Here is a 25,349-nt window from a genome sequence, read left to right as displayed (position 1 = left end):
CTTAGGTAAATTGACAGCGAAGTAGGTTCATACCCTATGTCTTTTCTAAATAACACGATGACACGTATATGCCTTTCCGCTTTTGAAGAAAATTTCTTTTTATTTTCGAATCGCACCTCGTTTTTAGGGTGTGTGCCCCCCGATTAATTCTCTAAATAGCATGCCTGCGGTATCGCTGAAGGACTGCGTGGCAAACTGAAAAAACTAAGGATTGGACTTTAAATGTATATACAGCGCGTACAAGTCGACGAGGGTTTTCTCGATGGATTGGATGTCACTTTCACTTCGGGATTGAATGCGATAATTGGCTCAAGAGGGACTGGAAAAACATCACTTATCGAGTTAATTCGCTTTTGCCTAGATGTCACCAGCACAACAACTGAAACAACCCGACGCAGCAAAGACCATGCCCTGTCTATACTTGGATCTGGCCAAGTCACAGTTACCTTAATCGATAGTGATAAAACGATTTTAGTTAGCCGCACAGCTACTGACGAAGCTCCTAGAGCCACCTCTACATATCGAAAACCGGTAATATTTTCTCAAACTGAAATAGAAACTGTAGGTTTAGAAGCAGCTGGGCGATTGCGGCTTATTGATGGTTTCGTAAAAACCAAACAAGATTCAGAAATAGTTGAAAAAGATGTAATCATAGAGTGCAGCCGCCTGACACGACAGATAGAAGCTTGCCGTAAAGAAATAGATGACCTAGAACAAGCTCGTAAGGCTCTACCAATACTGCATGAGGAATTAACTAAAACAGCGCAGGCAGAGCAAGATGTCTCAAAAACCTCTCTGGACTTGAAAGCTAAAACCCAGCTTCTTGCTCAACGATCCAATGAAATATCAGGAATTAGTGTAATACTGCAGCATGTAAGCCGACTTAAAGATAGCGTTGCAGGATGGAGCCACGAAGTAAAAAAAGGAATCGACTTTGGCTTGCCCGCGGAGATTGATCCTAATTTTGCAACGAAAATCACACCAAGCCTTATTTCTATAAATCAGCGGATACAAGGCATAAAAGAACGCCTAACTGGGGAGCTGTCTCAAGTTATCGCGATATATCACGAACTAGATGAGATTGTAAAAAAATACACTGGTGACAAAGTTGTTCAAGAAGATTTCGCAAGGCAGCTCAGGGTCGAAATAGAAGGAATTCAAGCTGGGTCAGGAGCTGTGCTAAGAAAGGGGCAAGAATTAAGAGAGCAGATTGCGAAACTAGATTCGATAACGACATATTTAGGGCAGCGAAAAGTATTCATGCAGGAACTAATTGACAAAAGAGCCGCTGCTCTAGATGAGCTGGATGAAATACGATCCTCAAGATACAAGGCAAGATATGAAGCGACTGAGTCGTTAAATAAACTTGTTGGCCCAAGCATACGCGTGTCCGTTTTCAGAAATGGACAAGTAAAAAAATTTGCGGCCTCAATCTCTGAATCCTTAAGAGGGAGCGGCCTCAGGTATGCCGAAGTCGCAGAATCGCTTGCAAACAATTTAAGCCCAAGAGCACTTTTGGAAGCCGTGGATGATTTTGATGCGCATACGATATCAGACGCAGCGAATATTACTGTTGAAAGAGCGGCGCGCCTCCTATCTCATCTCAAAGGGTGTGACTTAGGAGATATCTGTACAATTAATATCGAAGATGAAGTATCCCTTCAACTTCTCGATGGCACAGATTACAAGGATATATCCGACCTTTCAACCGGACAGCGATGCACCGTAGTCCTGCCTCTAATACTGTCCCATATGAATCGAATGTTGATCGTCGACCAACCTGAGGATCATATAGATAACGCATTCATCGCCAAGACGTTGATTAAAGTAATAGTTTCTCGGGGCGGGCAAGGCCAGATAATTTTTTCTACCCACAACCCCAACATCCCAGTACTCGGGAATGCCGATATGGTGCTACATCTAGGCTCCGATGGCCGCCGCGGATTTAGAATCTCATCGGGTTCTTTACATGAGCGAGATATCGTTTCGGCTATAAGTACAGTTATGGAAGGTGGAGCAGAAGCCTTCTCAAAACGTGCAACGTTCTATAGCGGCAACTCTTAACATGAACCGTGAAGAAGCTATCCAGGCGTTGACTATCGGTAACTCGCATGCTCGGTTTCGCGCTTTGCGAGCCCTAGAGCAATTCGCTCTACCGTCGGATATAGCTTTTTTACTTAAGCTCCAAACTACCGAGACGGACTTATATGTCAAAAAACGTATTGACAGGATTGTATCCGGCCTTCATATCCAGCTGCCAGCTACACCGGTAGTTGATGACAATATCGTAAGTGCCGACGTTAGGGAGCGCATAAGGGCTGACGCCATCGAATGGGTTGCAGGACTACTTTTGCACGAAATCGGTTCAAAGCTCGGGCTTCTTGCAAGTGAAGTATCTCATGACATACCAAATTATGAGAACTCTAACTCTAAGCGCAGAGTGGAGCAGCTCCAAGATACATTTGATGGTATTGAAGAGTTGAAAAAAGCTACTTCGACGCCTAAGCCGGTAGAAATGGATCTCGCCGCTTTTATTCGAGACCTAGTTGAGTTAGAGCGAGATGGGCGCGGTATTGAAGCTTCCTATGTCGGCTCAAAACCGCTGTTGATATTCTGTGATAGGGGGCTTCTGGCGTTGGCTCTTTGCAACGGCATTAAGAATGCTATTGAGGCTGCTATTTCTGTCAGTTCCGAAAACCGAGAACCAATGATTATTGTCAGTTGGGGCCAAACAGACATCGACAACTGGATCACTATTATAGACAACGGCCCAGGTCTACCAAGTAATTCATCAAGATCGTTTGTACTTGGTGAATCTACAAAGTCTGGACATCTTGGCTTCGGGTTGGGTATAGCACGTCAAGCAATTGAAACTCTGCATGGCACCGTCGAGCTCCGAAACTCGGGAGCAGATGGAGCTGCATATGAGCTAAGATGGAGCTTAATGAATTGAATATACTTATAATTGAAGACGAACCAGATTTTGTTGCTGAAATCAAGAGAAGGGTTTCCTCGCTATGTCGAGAGCCAGTTTTTACCGTTGCAGCTCACGCCGAGGCAGCAGCTGAGCTTTTGAAAAATTGTTTCTTTGACTTAGTTTTCTTGGATTTAAAACTGCCAACCGCGAACGAATCGTTAGATAGTGATCCTCAGCATGGTAAAGACTTGTTAGATTTGGCCAGAACAGTTGCTCCTGGCACTCCCGTCTTCATGTTGACTGGGTCATCAGCAGAGCAGTTCTTACCGGAGATGATGGCGCTAAACCATCAAGTTGATATATGGGGCCAAGGCAAAACGCTATCCCTAATTGGATTTCAGCCAAAGCACCGAGTAAATAATCTTGATGCACTGATCACCCCCTATATTACGGCGTGTGACGCGGTATGCGATGTTGAGATTAATTCATCGAGCGACTTAGATTTGCGTGCGGCACGTTTGGTACGAATATTCACGGCATCAGTTGGCGGCGTTTTTTGTGATGTGCGAAATCTTAATGGGGGTTTGTCCGGAGCATTAGTATTAAAGCTTCTTGTTAGAGATGGTAGCGGAGTAAAAATTCACGACTCGATTGCAAAAATCGGCTCGATTGATCATATCCAAGATGAAGTAGAGCGGCACGACAAATATATTTCAAGACTGGAGCCGAGTGCGACACCTAGAAAAGTTGCTGTCTTGAAGCATGGTGCAAAAGATACATCCGGAGTATTTTACAGCCTTGCATCAGCCTCTGAGCTTACTGGATTTTCGATTGTTGAAAATGGCGCTGAAAAAGTAATAAAAGCAATAATTGGTTGCCTTCATCGCTGGGCGGATGCAGCAACACAAAAACGCGTTTCAATTCAAAGCATAAGACGCAGCTTCATAAGTGACGAGCATTACGCAGAAATTCGAAGCTTAATAACTCACGATTGGGTGGAAAGATTTGAGCAGAACCCTGTTCTCGTTAAATGGGGCTGCGTGCATGGTGATTTGCATGGGATGAATATTTTGCTTTCCGATAACGGAATCCCCGTTTTAATCGATTACGGCGACATAGAAGAAGGTGCTCTCTGTAGAGATCCTGTGACATTCGAACTAAGCACATTCTTTCATCCAGCTGGCCCGTTTAAAAATAGCGATTGGCCGAACGAAGAAGAGTCGCTGCTATGGGGACAGTCGGAGTTTTCTACAACCAACTGCCCTGCGGAAGAGTTTTTTGCCGCTTGCAGGGAGTGGTCTGAAAGTGTGGCTGCGGGCAAGCGCGAGCGCGCAGCAGTAGCATATGGGTATTTAGTGCGCCAGTTGAAATACCCGGACTGCAATGCTTTGAGGGTTAATCAATTACTGGCAGGGGTTAAGCGACTCTACGACTCGGCATAAATTTACATGCAAACGAACAAATCTTCATTATTTTTAATGAAGAAATAAAACCCTCATCGAATATGGTTCTCTGAAGCAACCGGCGTAAGCTATAGCACCTGAATTTTCCGCCCTTCAAACGGGTGTACTTTTAGTCGCAAGGCTGACTTAGCAAAAGCGAGAAAATGGGACTTAGAAAAAGTAGACAAATTTACTTTAAAAAATAATACAGCCCCATCCTCTTCAACATTTTTAGGTTTTGACCAGACTAACCATTAGATCATTAAAATAGTAACTAAAAAAATACACAGCCGGCCCTTCATCTGAAGCATTAATTTATTCAGTGTATTTTTCAGCCTGAACTTCCCTTGTGAGGCTTTCATTAATTTCAAGAATCTGGCTGGCGATTGCTTCCTTTCGCCTTAGAAGTTCTATCGACGAAACACTCTTGATCTCCAATGCTTGCCGATGCATTTCCGAAACCACTTCAAGAGCGGCAACCAAGGATTGTAATCTGGCGGTTTCGAGGGACAGCCGCGTCTGATTGAAAAGCGCTTTTTTGCTAATTACCGAATCTTTTTTTGAAAGCATCATCGCCTCTTGCTGAAGCAAGATAGTGAACACTAAGCCCACCAAAGCAAGCAAGCTTACCATCGGATTTAGTGTACCTCCGACAAAATCACCAAATTGCCCCCATGCTGCCTTGGCGTTTAAGATCTGCTCGGGAGTTTCTGTACCAAATATAAAAGTATGTATTGGGCCAAGAACTGACGTAAAACGAGCCAGATATACGGCCCATACGAGAGCCAATGACCAACCGGCGATCTTCATCATGGTCATTGCTGCGCATATAAGATCCTCACGCGACCATGCAACTACTCTTGTACGTGTTGTTTGCATCTTGAAATCCTAAGTTGGTCTAAGCGAATAGAGAAAAAGGGGATTTTTTCATTCAATGAGTACTTCACCCCCCTTTCTTGATCCGTGAAGGCAATGTGATAGCATGTGCACGCCCCGGAGTGGGGATTTTTTTTCATACTGCAAGGAATACGCCCCGTGAAAGACTTCGTCATCAGCGTCAACAACACCGTCCTCTATCTCTCCCTGGCATTCATCTGGCTGGTCGCTATCGTCGCGATTTTCACCAGCGGGTTCTTGCCGGCGCTGGGTATCTTCGTGGCCGGCACCCTGTGCTGGTGCATCATTTCCGGCTTCTGGTTCGTCCAGTCGGCGACGTACGAAGAACTGCGCAAGCTGAACGCCAGCAAAAACTGAAACATTGGGGCGGGGCCGCAAGTGCCCCGCCCTACCCTGAGCGCTTGGTTCCGTGCCAAGCGCTTCTCTCTGCTGCGAACTACTCGCACGCCCCCCGCCTTCTCCGACCTCTAAATAGCTTCGCCCTTTCCTTTCAGCCGATGAGGGACGGGACTGTTTTCAGGAAATAAGCCCTCACTTTTGAGCGCTTAAACAAGCCCGTTTAAAGCAACCCACCGTAACTTCCCCAAGGCTACAACGCCTTGCGTCATTGCCTACGACTACGCCAGAATCCGCCGGCTTGTGTGTCTACACCGCGGGTTTTATCGTTTCCGGGTCACTGAAAAACAGTGATCGGGTTTGGTAGCCCGAGACAAACACAAGATGCAGAGCACACCATCGCGGCGGTCAATCGCTCCGGTTTTATGGTGGCCATGCACAGGGCGTCTTCGGGCGCGCCGGTCTCCTTGTGTCCCGGTCTACCAACCTGCGTATGGCCACCACCCAACGTTTGGTAGCGTGTGGGTGATGGCTCCTGATGACGACACAAGGAGTTTCACCATGATCAAACCAACACCCAACCCACCCGAAACCGACCCCACCTCCCCCTACGAATCCCCAAACTCCAAAAAACTCCACGACGCCGCCGAGCGTGCGCTGGATCACTACCTCTTCCCCGCCGCCGGGATCATGTCGTCCTTGAACGAGCCCGAGCGGATGTACCTGGCCAATCCGAAATTCAATACCGAATGCCTGCTGGCCAACGCCAGCGAAAACCTCGGTGCGGCCAGTGAGATGCTGAGCAATTTCGCGGCCACGCTCGATCCCTCGCATCGCAAGACGGCGATCGGTATTACGCAAATCGTGATGATTGCCGAGCTGGCGGTGAATCAGGCGCTGGATCACGTCGAAGTCGCGTAAGCAGTCGTCGAAAGCTTGTCTCCAGCGGGAGTTGTTGCGTCCGTTTTTGCCGCTGGAAATATCTGGCTCAGAAGATGTGGAATGTAAACAGCCCGGCCCGACACCCTCGTCACTGACGAAGGATGCCGGGCCGGGCTGTTTGCGTTTCAGTTACTGGTTATTGACGGTGATGTAAGGGTCCCAGGTGTGTTGCGGGCCGAGTTGGTTCAGGTCGCGGTCGAGCAGGACGAAGGTGATCTGGTACCAGAGTTTGCCCGGATTCTCGGCCGTGGCTTGCCACATGGAATAGATCACATCGGTTTTGGAGATTCCGCCGTTGGCAGCCTTGTTCAGGTAAGGCACTACGCCGGGAATGTTGTAGGTGAGCGGTGTCGACATGGTGCCTTTGTAATCGCCGCCCTGGTGGGGGTCGCCGCTCTGGACGTTTTTGATCAGGGCGATGCGGTCGAAGTTGCGCGACAGCGTGGTGGCGCGCCAGCGAATGTTGTCGCCGGGTTTGACGTCGATCCACAACTCGTCGCCGCCTTCGCCGGTGTTGCCACTGGCATTGGGGTCGACGGCGTCGCGCGTCACCAGCATGGAGATCGCGCCGCCTACGTCGTTGGGATGGGCAAGCAGGTAATCGGCATCGACATTGACTAGCACGTCAATGGTTTGGGTAGCACTGGACATTTTGAGGCTCCTTGTTTTTGGAATCGCATAAGCGACCGCGCCCGCGAAGGCTGTCCGGCTCATCCGGTCCATGGATGCGGTCTGCGGAGAACGATAGGAGATGGCCTAATAGTGTCAAACCGCGATTCCTTGACGCGGAAAAACGGGAGCACTGCGCGACGCAACCAAGGTTTTGATTTGGTTCTGTGCGAGTTGATCTCTGATGGATTTTGAGCTGTTCACTGGCGGTAACTGTTGGCGAAGGCGCACAGCCGGTGTTGGCATTAACGGCGAATCAGCTACACCCGGCCTTTTGTGGAGCGGCAAGCGATCCTGCTGCGGGTCATTTTTGATGGACTGGTGGCAACTGGATGCCGACACGGGGGGCCATGTCAGGCTTCTTTGCCCTCACCCAAACAGCGCTATCCCTCGCCGATGCGGCCAATGGAAAAGCCCTCTATTCACAGCAATGCACCGTGTGCCATGGAGCCGATATCAAAGGCACCGGGCGCTTATGTGCTGGCGCTCGACACCCGCTGAAGCTGGTGATACGCCGTCACCAGTTGCGCCTGATTGAACGCCAGATTGCGCCCGCTGGGGTTTGGCAGAATCCAGACTTTAGCGCCGCCGAACGTGTCCGCTTGCAGCCCCCATTCAATCGACTTCTTGCCGGATAACCCGGCATACGCAGCCTTGCCGAGAAACGCCACGAAGCGCGGCGCGTAGCGGGCGATCTTGCGTTCGAAGCTGATGGCGGCTGCGGTGAATTCCTCTGCCGACAGTTGATCCGCCCTCGCCGTCGGCCGCTCGACCACGGCGGTCAGGCCGCAGTGGAATTGCAGGATCGAGCGGTCGTCTTCCGGGCGCACTTCGTGGGGCGTGAAGCCGGCCAGATGCAACGTGCGCCAGAAGCGGTTGCTGCGCCCGGCGAAGTGATGGCCCTGCTCTGCCGCCACCATTCCCGGATTGATTCCGCAGAACACCACGGACAGGCCTTGCGTGAGGATGTCCTCAAGCCCGTTCAACCGCAGATCACCTTCACCGCGTCGCGCGCCTGCCCGGCCAGTTCTTCGCGGGATTTACCGGCACGGGCGCGGATCGAGATGCTGTGCAGCAGCGATGACGCGAGCATGGCCCGCGCGGCTGCGTCCACATCACCGTTCAGTTCGCCGGACTCGATCGCCCGTTGTAGACGAGCTTCGAGATCGGCATCGAGCTGGCTCAAGCGCTGGGACAGCACGTTGCGGATTTCCGGGTCCTCGACCGCTTCGGTGGTCGCAGTGCCGATGGCAAAGCAGCCGCGTGGCTGGCCGTCGCCGGAAAAATAGATCGCCAGTTGCCCTTCGTAGAAACCGGTCAGGGCCTGTTCCAGGGTCAGGCTGCTGTCGTTCAGCGCGGCCTGCATGGCGGCGTGGGCGGTAGCCCAATATTGGTCGAGGGCCTTGATGTAGAGCGCGTGTTTGTCGCCGAACGCGGCGTACAGACTGGGGCGGTTCATGCCGGCGGCGCTGGCGATGCTGTCCAGTGAAGCGCCGGAATAGCCGGTGTTCCAGAACACGCCCAGCGCCTGTTGCAGCGCGGTTTGCGGGTCATAGGCCCGTGGACGGCCACGGCCTTTTCCTTCTGTCGGTTTATTTTGTGCCATGTCGTACAAATTCCTTGCGGGGAAATGAAGTCGCTCATATTCTTACACCATCGCACAAAATTAAGGAATCAGAAATTCCTTGATCGACAGGTTTGTTGTAACAGCGCTCGAACCGAGGCTGGCGACGACGAAACAGCGGCAACAGAGCACCCCTCCTGCACCGCGCACTGACTTGATGACGCACCGCATTCAACGCCGCCCAGCACTTTGGAGAGAGCCGTTCATGAATCAGCCATTAGATCTCACCGCAGAACAAGCCCGCGCGCACCCCGTCGACGCGCCGCCGAAAATACCGCTCAAGCAGAGACTGCGCCCGGTCTTGATGTGGGGCGTCCCCGCGCTTCTCGCCGCGATTGGCTACGGCCAGTACGTGGCCAACGAGCCCTTCGTCTCCACTGATAACGCCTATGCCCGTGTGGCCAAGGCCTCGATCAACGCGCGGATTTCCGGGCAAGTGGTCGAGATCGCTGTCGACGACAACCAGCCCGTGCACAAAGGCCAGGTGCTGTTTCGCATCGATCCCAAGCCGTTGCAGATCGCCGTCGACCGGGCGGAAGCGCATTTGGCCAACGCACGCCTGCGCATCGACGGGCTCAAGGCCAGTTATCGCCAGCAGCAAGCCGAGCTGCAATCGGCGAAAGCCTCGGCGGAATACGACCAGAAGGAGTTCGCCCGCAAGAAAGCCTTGATCGCCACCGAGTTCGTGTCGAAGGCCCTGTACGAGCGCGCCGAAACCGACCTGAAAGTCTCGCGCCAACGCATCGCGTCCATCGAGCAACAGATTGCCAACACCGTCGTCGCGTTGAACGGTAACCCGGACATCGCCCTAGACAATCACCCGACCGTGCGCGAAGCCAAGGCTCAGCTCGATGAAGCGCAGTTGTATCTGTCCTACGCCACGGTGACGGCGCCGGACGACGGCATCGTCGCCAAGGTCGATGATTTGCAGGTGGGCAACTACGTCAACAACGGCGCACCGGCGTTTGCGCTGATTTCCGACCGGGAAATCTGGGTCGAGGCCAACTTTCGCGAGACCCAGTTGACGCACATGCGCCCCGGTCAGACCGCGACCGTCACCCTCGATACCTACCCGGATCGCCCGCTCAAGGCGCACGTGATCAGCATGAGCCCCGGCGCCGGTGCCGACTTCGCCCTGCTGCCGCCGGAAAACGCCACCGGCAACTGGGTGAAGGTGGTGCAGCGGGTGCCGGTGCGTCTGGAACTGGACGATAGCGACCCAGCCCTGCCGCTGTTTTCCGGCACCAGCGCCACGGTCGAAGTCGACACCGGGCATCGCTCGCCCTGGTGGCAGCCGCTCAAGTCGTTGTTGTCTGCGGGTAATTCGTGATGAACAGCTCAGCAGCCGATGCGCGGGCACTGCGGTTTGTCGCCCTGCTCGCCACCTATATGCAGTCAGCCAACCTGCCGTTGCCGAACGCCGCGCTGCGCTTGATTCAGGGCAGTCTGTCGATGACCGACGATCAGGCCGGGTGGATTTTCACGTCTTATCTGGCCGCGAGCGCGATCACGATGCCGGTCGCGCAATGGCTCGCCGGACGCTTTGGGTTGAAGCGGGTTTACCAGACGGCACTGGTGCTGTTCGCCCTCGGTCTGTGGCTCGGCACGTTGGCCGGCACACCGCTGGAGTTCATCGGCGCACGCATCCTGCAAGGTCTGGCCAGCGGCGTGATTGCGCCGTGGTCGATGGCCATCGCCCTGGAGACATTGCCAGCAGCAAAGCGCCCAGCCTTCGGCCCGAAATGGACGGCGCTGGTGCTGTTCGGCATCGTCAGCGGCCCGAGCATCGGCGGCTTGATCTGCGAGTACTTCGACTGGCGCCCGATGTTCTACCTCAGCCTGCCGCTGACCGCGTACATCCTGATGGTGGTGACGTTGCTGCTCGCCGAGAAGAAAGCAGACCCGCGTCCGACGTTCGATTTTTTCGGTTTCACCAGCTTCACCGTCGGCATGATCGGCCTGCAGATGTTGCTCGATCGCGGCGAACGGCTGGACTGGTTCGACTCGCCGGAAATCTGGATCGAAGCGCTGGCCAGCGCCCTCGGCCTGTACCTGTTCGTCGTCCATGCGCTGACCCGCAAGGCGCACTTTCTCAGCAAGGGCTTGTTCGGCGACCGCAACTTCATGCTGTCGACGGTGATGTTCTTCGCCCTGGGGTTTGTGCTGCTGTCGACCATGGCCCTGACCTCGCCGATGCTCGATGAAATCCTCGGCTATCCGCCGGACACCACCGGGTTGCTGACTGTTCCGCGCGGCATCGGTCTGGTGGGTGCGTTTCTGTTGATGATGCGCGCGCCGATGTGGATCGACGCGCGGCTGTTCGTCGCCGCCGGCATCGCGCTGGTGGTATACGCCAACTGGCTGATGCTGGGTTATTCGCCGCTGATGGACTGGACGCCCGTGGCCGTCACCGGGTTCATCCAGGGCGTAGGTCTGGGCATCCTGATGCCGGCGCTGAGCAAGACCGCATTCAGCACCATCGACCCGAAATTGCGCCCGGAAGCCACCGGTTTCTTCAACCTGATGCGGGTTTACGGCAGCACCCTCGGCGTGGCCGTGGTGCAGATCTTTTTCTTCAACAACACCCAGGCGATGCACTCGGCGCTGGTCAGTCAGCTGACGCCTTATCGCGTGGCCCTGCCGACCTCCTTGCCGGCGCTCGAAGGCCTCAACCATTTGGTCACCCACCAAGCGGCGTTCGTCGCGGTGATGGGCCAATTCAAGATTCTGATGCTGGCGATGCTCGTGGTGAGTCCGCTGGTGATGTTCCTGCGCAAACCTGTTGCGGCCAACTGATGACGTGGAGTCTGAACCATGAAAGCTTCTATGCGCTTCACCCCGCTGGCGATGCTGGTGATGTTGTCCGCCTGCACCGTTGGCCCTGATTTTAAGCGGCCTGCCGAGAGCCCGTCGCAGCATTACGATCAAGCGGCCGAACAGCATTTTGCGATGGGCCGGCGGCTCAACGGCGATTGGTGGTCGGCATTCCGTTCACCAAAACTCGATCAGGTTGTGCGCCGCGCCATCGACGGCAACCTCGAACTGGCCGCCGCTGACGCCACCCTTCGTCAGGCCGCCGCTTCAGTCGCGGCGGCGGAAGGCGTGTTGTATCCGCAGGTTGATTTCGCTGCTTCTGCCGGGCGCCAGCGCACCCACAATGGGCCAGAGCCGGTGGTCTCCAATTTCTACGGGATCGGGCCACGGGTCGCGTTCGATCTGGACGTCTTTGGTGGCAACAAACGCGCGGTCGAGCAACAACAAGCGCTGACCAATCTGCAAAAGCATCGCTACGAAGCAGCCTGGCTGACCTTGACCGGCGACGTCGCCAGCCAGGCTTTGCTGCTGGCCTCGGCCAACGCGCAGATCCAAGCCGTGGAAACCCTGCTGGCCAACGATGCGAAGAACCTTGATCTGGTGCGCTGGGCCCAGGCGAGCGGCAGCACCACACAAATCGAAATCTCGCTGGCCGAAACCCGGCTCGCCCAGGATCGCACGCTGCTGCCGCCCCTCGCCCAGCAGCGCGATGCAGCGCGTCACGCATTGTCGATTCTGGCCGGCAAGGGCCCGGCGGACTGGATTGCGCCGGACTTCAGCCTCGACGAATTCGCCCTGCCGTCAAACATCCCGGTCAGCCTGCCTTCGGAATTGGCCCGTACCCGCCCGGACATTCTCCAGGCTGAATCCGAACTGCACATCGCCAGCGCGGCGGTGGGTGTCGCGACCGCCAATCTTTACCCGCATGTCGAGCTGTCGGCCTCGCTGATGCAAGCCGCGTCGGGCAATGGCGGCGCCGCACTCTGGGGATTTGCCGCCGGCCTGACGGCGCCGATCTTCAATGGCGGCACCTTGAGGGCTGAACGCGAAGGCGCCGTCGAAGGCTACAACGCATCGCTCGCCCGCTATCAACAGACGGTGATTCAGTCCTTCGGCCAGGTCGCGGACACCTTGCAGGCGCTCAACCACGGCGCCGAGCAAAACCTGGCGCAGGACGACGCCTTGCAAGCAGCCGACACCAGCCTGCGTCTCAATCGCCAGGCCTACGCCCAGGGCGAAACCAGCCTGTTGCAGGTGCTGGAAACCGAACGCGCCTACCAGCAGGCGCTGCTCGGGCAGATTCAGGTAAAGACCGCGCGTTATCTCGACTCGGTGCGCCTGTTCGTGGCGCTCGGCGGCAACTCGGTGGGTGTGCTCGACCAGAAGCTCGCCACCCGCAAAACCTCATCCCTTCTTTAACGGCAGATACCGGAGACACGACATGACCTACGAAGCCTTTCACGATGAACTTCGCAACACCCGCCTACCGCTGAACAACGGCGCAGGCTCGATGCCGGCCGTGGGATTCGGCACGTTGTTTCGCGACTTGAGCACCACCACCGATGCGGTCAAGTGCGCGCTGGAAGTGGGGTTTCGCCACTTCGACTGCGCCGAGCGCTATCGCAACGAAACACAGATTGGCGAGGCTTTTGCGCAGGTATTTTCGGCGGGCAACATCCGCCGCGAAGACGTGTTCGTCACCAGCAAACTGTGGAACACCAACCATCGCCCCGAGCGAGTAAAACCGGCGTTCGAAGCCAGTTGTCAGCGGCTGCAAGTCGACTATCTCGACAGCTACCTGATCCACACGCCATTCGCCTTCCAGCCCGGCGACGATCAGGACCCTCGGGATGTGTACGGGCACGTTATCTACGATGGCGAAACCCGTTTGATCGACACCTGGCGTGCGCTTGAGGCGCTGGTAGATGAAGGACGCTGCAGGTCCATCGGTCTTTCCGACATCACCCTCGGTGCGCTGAAGGACATCGTCGCCGCCGCGCGGATCAAACCGGCGGTGGTGCAGATCGAATCCCATCCGTACCTGCCGGAGTGGGAGATGCTGGAATTCTGCAAGGAACACGGCATCATCCTGCTCGCCTTCGCCCCATTGGGTCATGGCATGGAGCCGAATGTGCTCGAGGATTCCGTGCTCACCGGGATCGCCCGGCACATCCAGAAAACTGCGGCGCAAGTGGCCCTGGCCTGGGCGGTACAGCGGGGTACGGCGTTCCTGACGACCTCGGCCAACCCGAGCCGGATTCAGGAAAACTTCGATATCGCGACGTTGCCGCACCGGGCGATGCGCGAGATCAAGGAAGAGATCACGACGCGAATCCGCTTCAACTCGGTGGTCGAGACCGGCGTACCCGGTTTCATCCCCCGTAAAAAGTGACACATGGCAAAGGGGCGGCCTCCTGTGAGGTCGCCCCTATACTCTTTCCACCTGACTGTTGAGACGACACCGATGGACGTCTTCCAAAGCATGCGCTTCTTCATCGCCGTCGCCCAAAGTGGCAGCTTCACCGCCGCTGCCGAGCTGCTGGACACCAATACCACCAACGTCTCCAAAGCGATATCTGCTCTCGAAGCGCGCCTGCATACGCGGCTGATCAATCGCACCACCCGCCGTCTGGCCCTGACCGAAGCCGGCGTGCGCTATCTGGAGCGTTGCGAAAAAATCCTCGATGACGTGCGCGAAGCCGACGAAGAAGCCGGCACCGCCCAGACCCTGCCCGTCGGCCGCTTGAAGATTCACACCATGTCGGCCATCGGCAACCACTACGTGATCGACGCCATCGCCCGCTATCGCGACATTCACCCCACGGTGATGTTCGATCTGACCCTGACCAACCGCGTCCCCGACCTGCTCGAAGAAGGCTTCGACATGTCCATCGTGCTGGCCCGCGACCTGCCGGATTCCGGCTTCGTGGCGCAACGCTTGGGCATCACCTACAGCATTCTTTGCGCCTCGCCCGCCTATGTGGCCAAACGCGGTCTGCCGCAAACACCAGGCGAGCTTTGCGAACACGAGTGTCTGCGCATCGTCAACACGGTGATGCCGGTAGAAAACTGGACATTCGAAGGGCCCGAAGGCATGGAAACCATCAGCATTCCCGTGTCGCCCTTCCACATCAATACCGCCGACGGCATGACCATCGCGATCAGAAAAGGCATGGGCATCGGCATTCAGCCGATTGCTTCGGCCGTGGATGGCCTGAGGGCGGGAACCCTGGTGCGGGTGTTGCCGGAGTACCGGCTGGAGGAGTTGAACCTGTTCGCGATCTATCCGTCGCGCAAGTTCGTCGATGCGAAGATCAAGACCTGGGTTGAGTTTCTGAAGCAGTCGATCCCGCAATTGCTGGCATCGGATGAAGACGTCGTTGGAGCGAAAGCGTGTTGAGCGTGGCTGGCATGGAGTGTCGACCCTCCATCCCCTGCGCCCGACTCAACTGGAACAGCCAGTGCCCATCACTTGATATTGCAGAACGTGGCGCTCGCCATGGGAATCTTCGTAGGTCATCTGCACCGGCACCGGTGCACATTCGTTGGCCGGTTCGGTGATGGATATGACGTGTTCGATGTCCAGATTGGTCGAAGAACTGTAGGTCTCGACCGGGATGCTCGCCGCGTCCGCGTTATCGGCGTAAGCGTGCGCACCGAAACTGCCAAGCATTAAAACCAGCGCGATTTTTTTGAGAGTCATGATGTTCACCGTCTCGTTGAGGACCGTGTTTGTTCACGGATTGGAGACGATGCTAAGGGTTGCGGTGGCGGGGAAATATCGGCGGGATAGACAAACACTGTTGCTGGATTTCATATGAATAGGGTCGACGCCAATCATTGACCGCATCAATAACAACCATTAATTCAATGAAGTTCTCATATCAAATCGAAGGCGTAGGATCTGCTCCATACCAACCCACTGCACACGGAGTACAGAACCATGAAACGCCAAACAATCCTCGGCATCGCCTTCTCGCTCTTCGCCTTGAACGCTTTTGCGGCGACTGAAACCGACCCACTGTTCAGCGATGCTGTCGCCGCTGCGACTCAAACTGATCCTTTGTTCAGCGATGCCGTAGCTGCGACCGAAACTGATCCACTGTTCAGTGACGCCGTAGCTGCGACCGAAACTGATCCACTGTTCAGTGACGCCGTTGCCGCGACCGAAACCGATCCGCTGTTCAGTGATGCGGTAGCCGAAGGTGGTTCTGACCGTCTGATCGAAAGCCGTAACGCCTGAATGCTGGGTTTTACCGCAGTACCCGACGAAAGCCCGGCCTTATCCGCCGGGCTTTTTCATATGGGGACAGATTTATTTTTCAATCGAAGACGCCATTGAGCACTTCATAAATCAGCCCTGTAGCCAGCGCGACCAGGATCAGATCGGTGCCGACCTGCTGCCATTCGTAGCCGTCGTAGTGTGGCAGTCTGCCAACCAGTCGACCATCGAGCTTCTTCGCAATACCGGGCGGCAGCGGTTTACCCCGCGCCAGGTTCTTCTGAATGCCGGGAGGCAAGGCCGGGCCCGGGGTCCAGTAGTCACGATAGCCGTCCACAATCCCGATCACCCCGCCGCGATCAATACTCGGGCCGTGCCCCTGATAACCGCCCCCACCTTTTTTCCCCTGATTGCCATGATCCTGGCTGTTATGCGGGTTGCCTTTGCCCTGCCCCTTTCCGTTGCCAGGATCGGCCAGCGCTGACACCGAAGTGCTCAACAGCGCAATACAGGTCGTGGTCGCAATCAACGTGCGTAAACCGGACATGGGTCGTTCCTTGAATGAATGGGTGTGTTTGGATTCTAGTCAGTTTTTTTTACAGGCATGGAGAGATGGCCCTGTCGTTGCGGTCACGCGGGATGGACGACGCTACTGATCGCACACCGTTCATCCGTCCGGATTCCTCTCTCGCTTTTGTCTAAGCTCTGCGGTAGCCAACAAAGTCGAGGGCATCTGTGGCAGACCGCGAGCAACTCCACCGCAACGGCTACGTGCTGCTGCGCCAGGCAATTGCGCCAGCATGGCTGAACACGCTTCGCACGGTGTTCGATGCAGGCGTGAAACCTTCCGCAGAATGGCCCGTGCCCCGCGGCATCGATTGGCGCCATTCGCAGCTGGACACTGACCCGGTTGTTCAGGCCCTCTGCCGATTGCCACCACTGCTGGCGGTGGTGGGCGAGTTGATCGGCGAGCGCTTCTTCCTCTCTCAGGTCGAGGGGCGCGAACCGCTCATCAATGGCGGCCACCAACAACTGCACCGCGACTTGTCGGCGCAACGCCCCGGCGACACCGTCAACGCGCTGGTGTATCTCGACGACTACGGCCCGGAAAACGGTGCAACCCGCATCGTCCCCGGCAGCCACCGTCCTGCACCGGGCGAACTTGCGCTCGATTTCACTGACGAGTCCCGATCCGTGCAACTGACGGGCAGCGCGGGCGACATCCTGATCTTCGATGCCGACCTGATCCACGCCGGCAGCCTGAACTCCAGCGGTGCACGCCGTCGCTCCCTGTTGATCACCTTTTTTTCCGACTCGCTCTATGCAACACACCTGGAAACGGTGAACCTCAGAAACATACAAATGGACACGACTGAGCGGTTCGATCCGGGGGACTTTGCGTTCGGGATCGTGAAATCATTCATTTGACTTGCTTGCCTAAGGCAACTATATAGTTGCCTTAGGCAAATATATGAGCATCACGCCATGTCCACGATCACCGACCGCGCCGACATCGTTCGGCAATTCAACCGCTTCTACACTCACCAGATCGGCGTGTTGCAGGAGCATCTGCTGCAAAGCGATTACTCGCTGACCGAGCTGCGCATCCTCTACGAACTCGCGTCCCAGGGCGATCTGACCAGCACCGATTTGCGCCAGATGCTGGGCCTCGACGCGGGCTACATGAGTCGCCTCATCAGCGGTTTCGACAAAAAGGGCCTGATCCAGAAAGTCCCCTCCGCCACCGACGCACGCGCCAGTCAGTTGCACATTACCGACCTGGGCCGCGAGATCCTCGCCCCGCTGGAACAGGCCTCGCGACAAGAAGTCATCACCCTGCTCGAACGCCTGTCCGAACCGCAGCAACTGCAACTGATCGCCTCGATGAAGCAAATACAGACGCTGCTCGAGGGCGGCCAGCCGACGACCTATCTGCTGCGCGATCCGCAACCCGGCGACATGGGCCTGGTGGTGCATCAACAGACCGCAATCTACAGCCGCGAATACGGCTGGAATTCAGAGTTCGAAGCGCTGGTGGCAGAGGTCGTCGCCAAATACCTGCGCGAATTCGACTCCACGGGCGAGCGCTGCTGGATTGCGGAGAAGGACGGCAAGGTGGTGGGTTCGGTGTTCGTCATTCGCCACGACGAAACCACCGCGAAACTGCGCATGCTCTACGTGGACGCCAGCGCGCGGGGCCTGGGGATCGGCAATCGACTGGTCGAGGAATGCCTGCGTTTTGCCCGGGATGTCGGCTACAAAAAGATGATTCTGTGGACCACCAGCAATCTGGTGGATGCCCGCCGGTTGTATCAACGGGCGGGGTTTGAGTTGGTCGAGGAAGAGCCGATTCACAGCTTCGGCAAAGAGCTGGTGAGTCAGACCTGGGCGATCGAGTTGTGAGGTTATGCTCGCGGTGAGTCGTCGTCAGGCAGGACAATAGCGTCCTAAGGCACCTCTGAATCGACCGCCATGGGCGTAGGGACTTGCCACGAAGGTTTTTGCTCAACCTGACTGTCGAAAGCACGGCGTGCCTTGCGAATGTCATCGACGTTTTCGACCACCCACGTCCACACAGGCGACATACGGACCAAAAGTCCCATGCCCAGTGGCGTCAGTTCGTATTCGACACGTGGCGGAACTTCACCGAACTCCCGTCGAATCAGAAGACCATCACGCTCCAGTGAGCGCAGCGTCTTGGTCAACATGCGCTGAGTCACGCCCCTCATCTGTCGCTTGATCTCGGCATGGCGCATCGTGCCGTACACACCCAGGGCGTGCAGGATGCCCAACGACCAGCGACTGCCGGCATGCGTGAGGACTTCTCGCCGGACGCCGTCATCATCGTCTCTGAGCGTCTGGCAGATCCTCTCTGCCTGGCCAAGAGTCTCTTGGTCGGTCATTTCTCCTCCCGGTATCACACGTGTGCCTTCTTACTGGCGCTGTCGAATGGTGCAAGTATTTGCCCATCTTACAGACAGCAGGTTTCAGGAGACATCATGACCGAAGTCATACAGCTTTCCCCCCAATCGATTCTCGTACTCGGTGCCGGCGAACTCGGCCTGCCGGTTTTGCGCAATCTCGCACAGGTCGCAAAACGCGCACCCGGTTCCACAATCAGTGTCCTTCTCAGAGCCTCAACCATCGGTACTCAGGTGCCCGAGAAAAAGGCAGAAATCGATGAGCTGCGGAGTCTGGGTATTCAAATGGTCGCCGCCGATCTGGTAAGCGATTCGATCGATCAACTGGCTGAAGTTTTCGCACGATTCGATACCGTAATCGGCTGTGCAGGCATGGTCGCGGGTCGGGAAACGCCGATGAAGCTTGCCACCGCAGCGCTCAAGGCCGGTGTGAAGCGCTACTTTCCATGGCAGTTTGGTGTGGATTTCGAGGTGATCGGGCGAGGCAGTCCGCAGGATCTGTTTGATGCTCAGCTCGATGTGCGCGAGTTGCTTCGCGCCCAGGATAAAACCGAGTGGGTCATCATCTCGACGGGCATGTTCACCAGTTTCCTGTTCGAGCCGGTGTTTGAGGTCGTGGACTTCGACAACGACGCCGTGAACGCATTGGGCAGTCTCGACAACAGCGTGACGCTCACGACACCGCAAGACATCGGCAGGCTGACCGCCGAAATCGTCTTCTTTGAACCTCGTTTTCGCAATCAGATCGTCTACCTTTCCGGCGACACCGTGACCTACGGACAAGTGGCGAGCATCCTTGAACGGGTGCTGGAACGTCCGTTCAAACGCAACGTCTGGACTGTCGAGCACCTGATCCAGGAACTCGAAAAAGATCCCACCCACCACATCAAAAAGTATCGCGCCGTGTTTGCACAAGGCAGAGGCGTGGCCTGGCCGAAAGCTGGCACGTTCAACGAACAGCAATCCATTCAGGTCACCAGCGCCGAACAGTGGGTTCGAGAAAACCTCGCAGGCAACTGAAATCACTTCGCGCTCAACGGTTCTGCAGGACTGATGAGCGCACCTCATAATGCCTCACCGATGTACCCGTCCAGTCCTCTCCCTTGCGCTCGCTTACTGTTCATCGCACAAGGTGAACCTTTCGCTGACCGACGTCTCCGAATGTTCTCCGGATTCGAATACCAGGACGTTTCTTCGTGCCAAGAATACTGACGAGTCATACCAGCGACAGCGAACTTACAGAACATAACGCCAAGATGTTTGGCTCGCCGAAAGAACGACTGGATTTCTATCGTCGGGAAATCCAGTACGAGACCAGCATCCTGGCCAACCGTACGGACGCCTATCTCGCCGCCCAGTCATTCCTGGTCATTGCTTTCGCCTCCAGCATGGGCAATCTCAATCCCGAGTGGGGCAAAATGTTCACTCTCGTCGTGCCTCCCTTCCTCGCGCTATTGGGCGTGTTGAGTTCACTCAACGCGTGGCCGGGCATCCGCGCCGCTTACGACATCATCGACCACTGGTACTACAAACAGAGTGAACTGTTACGCAGCGAGCCCGTGATGGGTATGGCTTATGACGAATCCCCTCTGTTCTGTGAGCGCGAGTCAACGCACAAAGGCTATCGCAAGGCACTGCTGTTTTCAGTGCGCACGCCGTGGATTTTCGCGTCATTCTGGGTGCTGCTCGGCTTTTGGGGCGTGTTCATCCAAGTGGCCTGATCACAACGGCCTCCCCTCGCGCAGGGGCTGGAATCGAGAAGCCCGGCATTGAGCCGGGCTTATGATTACGCAGCAGAATCATCTATTTGTTCAGGCTGCCATATTCGCCCCGCCGAGGCTTTTCTTGAGTGAAGCCTTCATCACTTCCATTTCCTTGCCCAACTCCTCGAGCTTTGCCTTGCCCAGCAGCTTTCTGGCCTGAGGAAACATCTCGGTTTCCTCTTCTTCGATATGGTGTTCCAAAAGCTCCTTGACGACTTTTACGCGGCCTGCGAACTCCGGCTTGGAAGGATCGGTAGATTTCAGATCAGGCAATACCAAAGAATCGACCGTGCGGTGTTCTTCTTTTGCCTCGTAGTACATCTCATCCTGCTCTTTACCGCCTGCTTCCTTGAAAGCGGGATACAGAATCTGCTCTTCAAGCTGAGTATGAATGGTGATTTCCAGCTCCAGCTTGTCCAACAAATCCGCGCGTTTTTTTAATGCCCGATCGGTCGATTCGCTGAGTTGGTTCAGGATGCCTTTTACTTTTTCGTGGTCAGTTTTCAAAAGGTCGATGGCGTTCATTTGAGGCCTCTATCACGGATTATTTTTTTTGCCGAACGTGGTCGGCAACTCTCACGGTATTCCAGACAGACCTCGCATATTGTGTGCCAGCGCCCTCCTTCAAAAGGTCTTAGAAAAATCAATGAGTTGTGCAGGGTGATGGCCAAATATAGGCATGCACTCTGCATGAGTGTGGGTTGAGGTTCTTGCAAATAGCGGAAGTGAGCCTGCTCAGTGGTTGCCAGTTGAAATCGTGCAGGATGGTGGTCTCCTTTCCAAGTGGCTTGGGGGTGGAGCCAGTCCGGGGCAGCAGAGCGCCAGGGAAAGATCCAATACGACGGTTATCGAAGGAGCCATCGAAGGTTGTTTAAGGGTTTCGGCCCTGCTGTTTAAAGACACTCAGCGTTACTTCCTCAAGGCTACAACGCCTTGCGTCATTGCCTACGACTACGCCAGAATCCGCCGGCTTGTGCGTCTGGGACGCGGGTTCTATCGTTTCCGGGTCACTGAAAACAGTGATCGGGTTTGGTAGCCCGAGTTAACTAGTCGCATAGCGCGCCATTCGCAGGCCTCTTCAGGTCTGTACTCGATGGTGGCCATGCGCAGGGCACTTTCGAGTGCGCCGGGTTCCTAGTTACCGGTCTACCAACCCGCGTATTGGCCGCCACCCTTCGTTTGGTAGCGAGGGTGAAGGCTCCTTTTCAATAATTAGGAGTATCACCATGATCAAACCAACACCGAATCCCCCGGAAACCGATCCAGTCTCCCCCTACAAATTCCCCGACTCCCGAACCCTCAATGAAGCCGCCGAACGCGCCCTCGATCACTACCTCACCCCGCAACAACGGGTCATGGGCAGCCACCACAAGCACGACCCCATGTACTTGGCCAACCCGGCGTATGACACTGAATCCCTGCTGGCCAACGCCAGCGAATCACTGGGATCGGCGAACGAAATGCTCAACAACTTCGCGGCCACGCTGGAGCCCGCCCATCGCAAGACCGCGATCGGGATTGCGCAGTTGGTGATGTTGAGTGAGTTGGCGGTGAATCAGGCGTTGGATCATGTTGAGGTGAAGAGCTAAACGTTTGTCCTCTACAGGCGGATAAACCGCAACGGTAGAGGGAATCAGCGTTGGCCGAAAGCTGCCACGATGAATGGCAGCTTTCGGCCAGAAGCGGACGTTCACAAGCGACCGCTACCGGCCAAAAGCTGCCGTTTATGTTCATGAGCGCGTTGCGTTGAAGCAGAATTCTGGGCGACCGATCAGTGAGCCGTTTACTCACGAAAATTAACGGTTTGCTGCCCTGAGTCATAGAGCCGAAAGCACGCCCTGATACAGCACAGGACCAGTCGGCTGTCCTGTTGGCGATCCACCCTCGGGTTCAAGACTGATGGCCAACGTGATTGACTCACCAATAAACGCTTTCTGCGCACCGCCCAACTTGATCTCCCCGTCTCCGCCTGGGGGAATCACCCCAAGCGAAACAGGCTTTCCATCTGAAGGAATAACCCACATTTCCAAGCTACGATTCTTTTCTATCTTCACCAAAGCCAGCGTTTTGATTTTTAGATAATTCTCGTGCGCTTCAATGCTCATCCACGACTGTGCGTCGGCACTACGCAACGTTGCACTGTAGCGAACTTCGTCACGGTTATAGATAACGCTCAGCGTTACCGCTGCTACCAGTGAACATGTTGCAATCGTCACCCAGAGCCAGCTCCAGAATGGTCGCTTTACAGGCAACTGCATTGTTTGCGGATCTATACGCGCCGTAATTCCGCGCCATACACGATCCGGTACAGGTGATTCAGGCAGAGACTGGGTAAGGCTCGCAAGGCTTTCCCGCCATTGCGAAAGTTCTGCGCGAAGTTCCGAGTCCTCCAGTAAAAGCTGCTCAAAGCGCCGGCGTGCGGCTGGTGGCATCAACCCAATGGCATAATCTGCGGCAAGTGCGCGACGAAGACTTGGAGTTTGGTAGTTCATGACTCAAGGCACCTGCGCAAACGCTCCATCCCTCGGCGGATCCAAGACTTTACCGACCCGAGCGGTGCCGACAGGTGCTCCGCCAGTTCTGAACAGGAAAGCCCTTCAAAATAAGCAATGGTGATTGACTGACGTTGCATCCCTTCGAGCTCATCTAGGCACCGATTCAATGAAGTGGTCTCACGGGAGCTGTTCAACTGTTCATGTACCGAGGGGCTGTCGTCTACCAGCATCTGCGCGTCGAGGTCACTCAGGGGACGTTCGCGACGCTTTCGCAATTGGTCGATGGCCTGATTTCGCGTGATATTGATCATCCAGGTCATCGGCGCCGACAGTTGCGATTGGTAGCGTGAAGCATTGTTCCAGATACGCACAAAACTTTCCTGTAGCACCTCCTCAGCCAGATCTGGGCGCCCCATGAACCGCAGCGCCACGCCATGCAGACGCGGACTCACGCTACGATACAGCGCTTCAAAAGCGCGTCGGTCACCCAAGGAACACTGGGCTAGAAGGTGTTTGAGTTGGTCAGTGTCGGCGATGGGAATAGCCTTTCTCCAAACGAATGGATCGTGAGGTTCTACAAGTCGATTGCAGCCAGAGGTTAGCCCACAGCGCGCGGTTGTTCCATTCACGGGTGGGCTCCTCGGAGGACTCGCCGGTCATGCTGAAATCGACCGGCGACGCCGGTCAACTTTTCGGCATCAGGACTTTGTCGATGACCTGTATCACACCGTTCGACTGGTATACGTCATAAGTACTGATGTCGGCGACGTCGCCCTTCTCATCTTTGATGGTGATGTTGTGCGGACCATTCATCATTGCCCACAGTTTTCCGCCCGAGACGGTGGTCAGTTCGGTCTTGCCACCTCCGGCCTTGATCTTTTCGGCAAGAGTGGCCATGTCCAGTTTGCCGCTCACGACGTGGTAAGTAAGGATCTTGGTGAGGGTTGCCTTGTTTTCCGGTTTTAGCAACGTATCGACGGTTCCTGCGGGCAGAGCAGTAAAGGCCGAATTGACTGGTGCAAACACAGTAAAGGGTCCTTTTCCCTTGAGGGTGTCGACAAGACCGGCAGCTTTCACAGCGGCGACCAGGGTGGTGTGATCGGCCGAGTTCACTGCGTTGTCGACGATGTCCTTGTTCGGCAACATGCTTTGACCGCCGACCATGACGCTGTCGTGACTCATCGATGCAGCATGCGCAGCGTTGAACACTAATCCGCTACCTGCCACCAAGGTCAGAAGGCCCGCAATCAATTGCGTTTTGATCGAAATGCGTTTCATCGTGATGATCCTTTGTGAGGAAGATCGGCCAGGAGATTCTGTCCGTGCTTGGTATACGCGGCGGCGTTCGGATTGGATGCAGTAACGCTCTTTTTTTCGCAGAAATTGCGAGTGAGTGATCCAGTGACCACCACTCGTTAGGCAAGGTGGCTATAACCCCGGCTGAATGCTCGGCCTTGTGGAAAGACGCTTTCGGCCGAAAGCGTCCATACGCGAGCAGCTACTATCGGATCGATGCGGACATCGACAAGAGACCGCTGTTGGCCGGATAGCGACGGTCTGGCCCAGACCGTCGCAGTGTTGGTTAAACCTCTGTCTGCTCTGCCATTTCCAAAGCATCATCGACCTCGATGCCCAAGTACCTGACAGTGCTTTCGAGTTTCGTATGACCAAGCAGGAGTTGGACAGCTCTCAGATTCTTCGTCCTGCGATAGATCAACGATGCCTTTGTCCGCCGTAGCGTGTGAGTACCGTACATGGTTGGGTCAAGGCCAATAGCGGTCACCCACGCTTTGACTATTCGGGCGTACTGCCTGGTGGAAAGATGGTCTGAGTCGTGCAATCGGCTCTGAAACAAAAAGTCCTCGCTTCGAAGACGCGCCCGATGCATCCAAGCTTCCAATACCGTTCGAGTTTGCTCAGTGATTTCAAATTGCACTGGATGCTGAGTTTTCTGCTGCATCACGATGGCCCGTGAGGACACATACTCCCCATGGGCGATGTCTCGGACTCGCAGCTTGGTTAAGTCACAGGCACGCAGTTTGCTATCGATGGCCAAGTTGAAAAGCGCCAAATCACGTGTCTTCTCTGCGAGTTGGAGTCTGATCCGGATGGCCCAGATATCTCTGACTCGGAGCAGGGCTTTCTGCCCGACAAGCTTTCCCTTGTTCCAAGGCTGATGGCGGGATCTAGTAGCGGTATTCATGGCGTGTCCTCCATGTTGATGGAGGACAAGGATGGATCAGTCAGAACGAGCGGTGGTCGCAGTTCGGCCAGCAGCGGTCGGTCATATCCGGCTGCTTCCGGCCA

28 protein-coding genes and 1 pseudogene are annotated in these 25,349 nt (G+C 55.5%); 17 read left to right on the top strand and 12 right to left on the bottom strand.

What is annotated here, in order from left to right:
- Positions 1-222 precede the first annotated feature (222 nt).
- The 3 genes from ACTJK7_RS12895 to ACTJK7_RS12885 are packed head-to-tail and all read left to right on the top strand — an operon-like array spanning position 223 to position 4,359.
- Complete coding sequence (locus tag ACTJK7_RS12895) at positions 223-2,064, top strand: AAA family ATPase (RefSeq protein WP_440780812.1); 1,842 nt, start codon at positions 223-225, stop codon at positions 2,062-2,064.
- Position 2,065: 1 nt separating this feature from the next.
- A complete protein-coding gene (locus ACTJK7_RS12890) occupies positions 2,066-2,953 on the top strand; it encodes an ATP-binding protein (protein WP_440780814.1) in 888 nt (295 codons plus the stop codon).
- Positions 2,935-4,359, top strand: coding sequence for a response regulator (locus tag ACTJK7_RS12885; protein ID WP_440780816.1), 1,425 nt, complete (start codon positions 2,935-2,937; stop codon positions 4,357-4,359). Before ACTJK7_RS12890 ends, ACTJK7_RS12885 begins: the two co-directional genes overlap by 19 nt.
- A 315-nt stretch (positions 4,360-4,674) precedes the next feature.
- Here the strand turns inward: ACTJK7_RS12885 and ACTJK7_RS12880 are convergent, their stop codons facing one another.
- Complete coding sequence (locus ACTJK7_RS12880) at positions 4,675-5,238, bottom strand: hypothetical protein (RefSeq protein ID WP_440780818.1); 564 nt, start codon at positions 5,236-5,238, stop codon at positions 4,675-4,677.
- 156 nt (positions 5,239-5,394) lie between these two features.
- Here ACTJK7_RS12880 and ACTJK7_RS12875 point away from each other — a divergent pair, with 156 nt between their 5' ends.
- Positions 5,395-5,613 carry a hypothetical protein gene (locus tag ACTJK7_RS12875; RefSeq protein ID WP_011333849.1) on the top strand — a complete coding sequence of 73 codons (219 nt, stop codon included), beginning with the start codon at positions 5,395-5,397 and terminating at the stop codon, positions 5,611-5,613.
- 540 nt (positions 5,614-6,153) lie between these two features.
- The gene (locus ACTJK7_RS12870; protein WP_039773181.1) at positions 6,154-6,513 is read left to right on the top strand and encodes a DUF6124 family protein; all 360 of its coding nucleotides are present in this window, start codon (positions 6,154-6,156) and stop codon (positions 6,511-6,513) included.
- A 150-nt stretch (positions 6,514-6,663) separates the two neighbouring features.
- On the opposite strand, the gene ACTJK7_RS12865 is transcribed toward ACTJK7_RS12870, so the two are convergent.
- Positions 6,664-7,185: an AidA/PixA family protein gene (locus ACTJK7_RS12865; protein WP_011333846.1), complete on the bottom strand. Its 522-nt coding sequence runs from the start codon at positions 7,183-7,185 to the stop codon at positions 6,664-6,666.
- A gap of 350 nt (positions 7,186-7,535) precedes the next feature.
- Here ACTJK7_RS12865 and ACTJK7_RS12860 point away from each other — a divergent pair.
- Positions 7,536-7,667, top strand: a pseudogene (locus tag ACTJK7_RS12860) (c-type cytochrome); the annotation flags it as partial.
- Positions 7,668-7,676: 9 nt separating this feature from the next.
- On the opposite strand, the gene mug reads toward ACTJK7_RS12860, so the two are convergent.
- Positions 7,677-8,189, bottom strand: a complete 513-nt coding sequence (mug, locus tag ACTJK7_RS12855) for a G/U mismatch-specific DNA glycosylase (protein WP_108561603.1) — start codon at positions 8,187-8,189, stop codon at positions 7,677-7,679.
- A complete protein-coding gene (locus tag ACTJK7_RS12850) occupies positions 8,186-8,809 on the bottom strand; it encodes a TetR/AcrR family transcriptional regulator (protein WP_085747415.1) in 624 nt (207 codons plus the stop codon). Before ACTJK7_RS12850 ends, mug begins: the two co-directional genes overlap by 4 nt.
- Positions 8,810-9,032: 223 nt before the next feature.
- On the opposite strand from ACTJK7_RS12850, the gene ACTJK7_RS12845 reads away from it, so the two are divergent.
- The 5 genes from ACTJK7_RS12845 to ACTJK7_RS12825 all read left to right on the top strand — a co-directional run bounded on the left by ACTJK7_RS12845 (position 9,033) and on the right by ACTJK7_RS12825 (position 15,041).
- On the top strand, positions 9,033-10,157 hold the full coding sequence (locus tag ACTJK7_RS12845) for an HlyD family secretion protein (protein WP_108561601.1): 1,125 nt from the start codon (positions 9,033-9,035) through the stop codon (positions 10,155-10,157).
- A complete protein-coding gene (locus ACTJK7_RS12840) occupies positions 10,157-11,623 on the top strand; it encodes an MFS transporter (protein WP_440780821.1) in 1,467 nt (488 codons plus the stop codon). The genes ACTJK7_RS12845 and ACTJK7_RS12840 overlap by 1 nt, the downstream gene beginning before the upstream one ends.
- Positions 11,624-11,641: 18 nt before the next feature.
- Positions 11,642-13,060: an efflux transporter outer membrane subunit gene (locus tag ACTJK7_RS12835; protein WP_323151771.1), complete on the top strand. Its 1,419-nt coding sequence runs from the start codon at positions 11,642-11,644 to the stop codon at positions 13,058-13,060.
- A gap of 22 nt (positions 13,061-13,082) precedes the next feature.
- Positions 13,083-14,033 (top strand): aldo/keto reductase, encoded by a 951-nt coding sequence (locus tag ACTJK7_RS12830; RefSeq protein WP_440780823.1) that lies wholly within the window; start codon positions 13,083-13,085, stop codon positions 14,031-14,033.
- Positions 14,034-14,105: 72 nt separating this feature from the next.
- Complete coding sequence (locus ACTJK7_RS12825) at positions 14,106-15,041, top strand: LysR family transcriptional regulator (RefSeq protein ID WP_440780825.1); 936 nt, start codon at positions 14,106-14,108, stop codon at positions 15,039-15,041.
- Positions 15,042-15,086: 45 nt separating this feature from the next.
- Here the strand turns inward: ACTJK7_RS12825 and ACTJK7_RS12820 are convergent, their stop codons facing one another.
- Positions 15,087-15,344 carry a DUF2790 domain-containing protein gene (locus ACTJK7_RS12820; RefSeq protein ID WP_108561591.1) on the bottom strand — a complete coding sequence of 86 codons (258 nt, stop codon included), beginning with the start codon at positions 15,342-15,344 and terminating at the stop codon, positions 15,087-15,089.
- A gap of 240 nt (positions 15,345-15,584) precedes the next feature.
- On the opposite strand from ACTJK7_RS12820, the gene ACTJK7_RS12815 reads away from it, so the two are divergent.
- On the top strand, positions 15,585-15,884 hold the full coding sequence (locus ACTJK7_RS12815; protein WP_103387280.1) for a hypothetical protein: 300 nt from the start codon (positions 15,585-15,587) through the stop codon (positions 15,882-15,884).
- Between the two features lie 79 nt (positions 15,885-15,963).
- Here the strand turns inward: ACTJK7_RS12815 and ACTJK7_RS12810 are convergent, their stop codons facing one another.
- Entirely contained in the window at positions 15,964-16,410 is a 447-nt protein-coding gene (locus ACTJK7_RS12810; RefSeq protein WP_108561589.1) for an anti-virulence regulator CigR family protein, read from the bottom strand.
- Positions 16,411-16,598: 188 nt separating this feature from the next.
- Between ACTJK7_RS12810 and ACTJK7_RS12805 the strand changes: the two genes are divergently transcribed.
- Together ACTJK7_RS12805 and ACTJK7_RS12800 are read left to right on the top strand one after the other, a co-directional pair.
- A complete protein-coding gene (locus tag ACTJK7_RS12805; RefSeq protein ID WP_108561587.1) occupies positions 16,599-17,291 on the top strand; it encodes a phytanoyl-CoA dioxygenase family protein in 693 nt (230 codons plus the stop codon).
- Positions 17,292-17,348: 57 nt separating this feature from the next.
- Positions 17,349-18,266, top strand: a complete 918-nt coding sequence (locus tag ACTJK7_RS12800) for a bifunctional helix-turn-helix transcriptional regulator/GNAT family N-acetyltransferase (protein WP_108561585.1) — start codon at positions 17,349-17,351, stop codon at positions 18,264-18,266.
- A gap of 44 nt (positions 18,267-18,310) precedes the next feature.
- Here the strand turns inward: ACTJK7_RS12800 and ACTJK7_RS12795 are convergent, their stop codons facing one another.
- Positions 18,311-18,766: a winged helix-turn-helix transcriptional regulator gene (locus ACTJK7_RS12795; RefSeq protein ID WP_064381901.1), complete on the bottom strand. Its 456-nt coding sequence runs from the start codon at positions 18,764-18,766 to the stop codon at positions 18,311-18,313.
- A gap of 96 nt (positions 18,767-18,862) precedes the next feature.
- Here ACTJK7_RS12795 and ACTJK7_RS12790 point away from each other — a divergent pair, with 96 nt between their 5' ends.
- On the top strand, positions 18,863-19,804 hold the full coding sequence (locus ACTJK7_RS12790; RefSeq protein ID WP_064381902.1) for an aromatic alcohol reductase: 942 nt from the start codon (positions 18,863-18,865) through the stop codon (positions 19,802-19,804).
- Positions 19,805-19,980: 176 nt separating this feature from the next.
- Positions 19,981-20,505, top strand: coding sequence for a hypothetical protein (locus ACTJK7_RS12785; protein WP_064381903.1), 525 nt, complete (start codon positions 19,981-19,983; stop codon positions 20,503-20,505).
- A 90-nt stretch (positions 20,506-20,595) separates the two neighbouring features.
- On the opposite strand, the gene ACTJK7_RS12780 is transcribed toward ACTJK7_RS12785, so the two are convergent.
- Complete coding sequence (locus ACTJK7_RS12780) at positions 20,596-21,072, bottom strand: hemerythrin domain-containing protein (protein ID WP_064381904.1); 477 nt, start codon at positions 21,070-21,072, stop codon at positions 20,596-20,598.
- A 701-nt stretch (positions 21,073-21,773) separates the two neighbouring features.
- On the opposite strand from ACTJK7_RS12780, the gene ACTJK7_RS12775 reads away from it, so the two are divergent.
- Positions 21,774-22,136, top strand: coding sequence for a DUF6124 family protein (locus ACTJK7_RS12775; protein ID WP_064381905.1), 363 nt, complete (start codon positions 21,774-21,776; stop codon positions 22,134-22,136).
- A 228-nt stretch (positions 22,137-22,364) separates the two neighbouring features.
- Here ACTJK7_RS12775 and ACTJK7_RS12770 read toward each other — a convergent pair whose 3' ends face one another.
- From ACTJK7_RS12770 to ACTJK7_RS12755, 4 genes are all read right to left on the bottom strand, one after another.
- Positions 22,365-23,039, bottom strand: a complete 675-nt coding sequence (locus ACTJK7_RS12770) for an anti-sigma factor (RefSeq protein ID WP_064381906.1) — start codon at positions 23,037-23,039, stop codon at positions 22,365-22,367.
- On the bottom strand, positions 23,036-23,671 hold the full coding sequence (locus ACTJK7_RS12765) for a sigma-70 family RNA polymerase sigma factor (protein WP_085655396.1): 636 nt from the start codon (positions 23,669-23,671) through the stop codon (positions 23,036-23,038). The genes ACTJK7_RS12770 and ACTJK7_RS12765 overlap by 4 nt, the downstream gene beginning before the upstream one ends.
- 55 nt (positions 23,672-23,726) lie before the next feature.
- Positions 23,727-24,320, bottom strand: coding sequence for a fasciclin domain-containing protein (locus ACTJK7_RS12760; protein ID WP_064381908.1), 594 nt, complete (start codon positions 24,318-24,320; stop codon positions 23,727-23,729).
- Between the two features lie 304 nt (positions 24,321-24,624).
- Positions 24,625-25,245, bottom strand: coding sequence for a tyrosine-type recombinase/integrase (locus tag ACTJK7_RS12755; protein WP_085655397.1), 621 nt, complete (start codon positions 25,243-25,245; stop codon positions 24,625-24,627).
- Between the last annotated feature and the right edge of the window lie 104 nt (positions 25,246-25,349).

This window comes from Pseudomonas sp. 22085 (assembly GCF_052045815.1).
In the GTDB taxonomy this organism is placed as follows: domain Bacteria; phylum Pseudomonadota; class Gammaproteobacteria; order Pseudomonadales; family Pseudomonadaceae; genus Aquipseudomonas; species Aquipseudomonas glycinae.
This window is presented reverse-complemented; position numbering and strand designations above follow the sequence as displayed.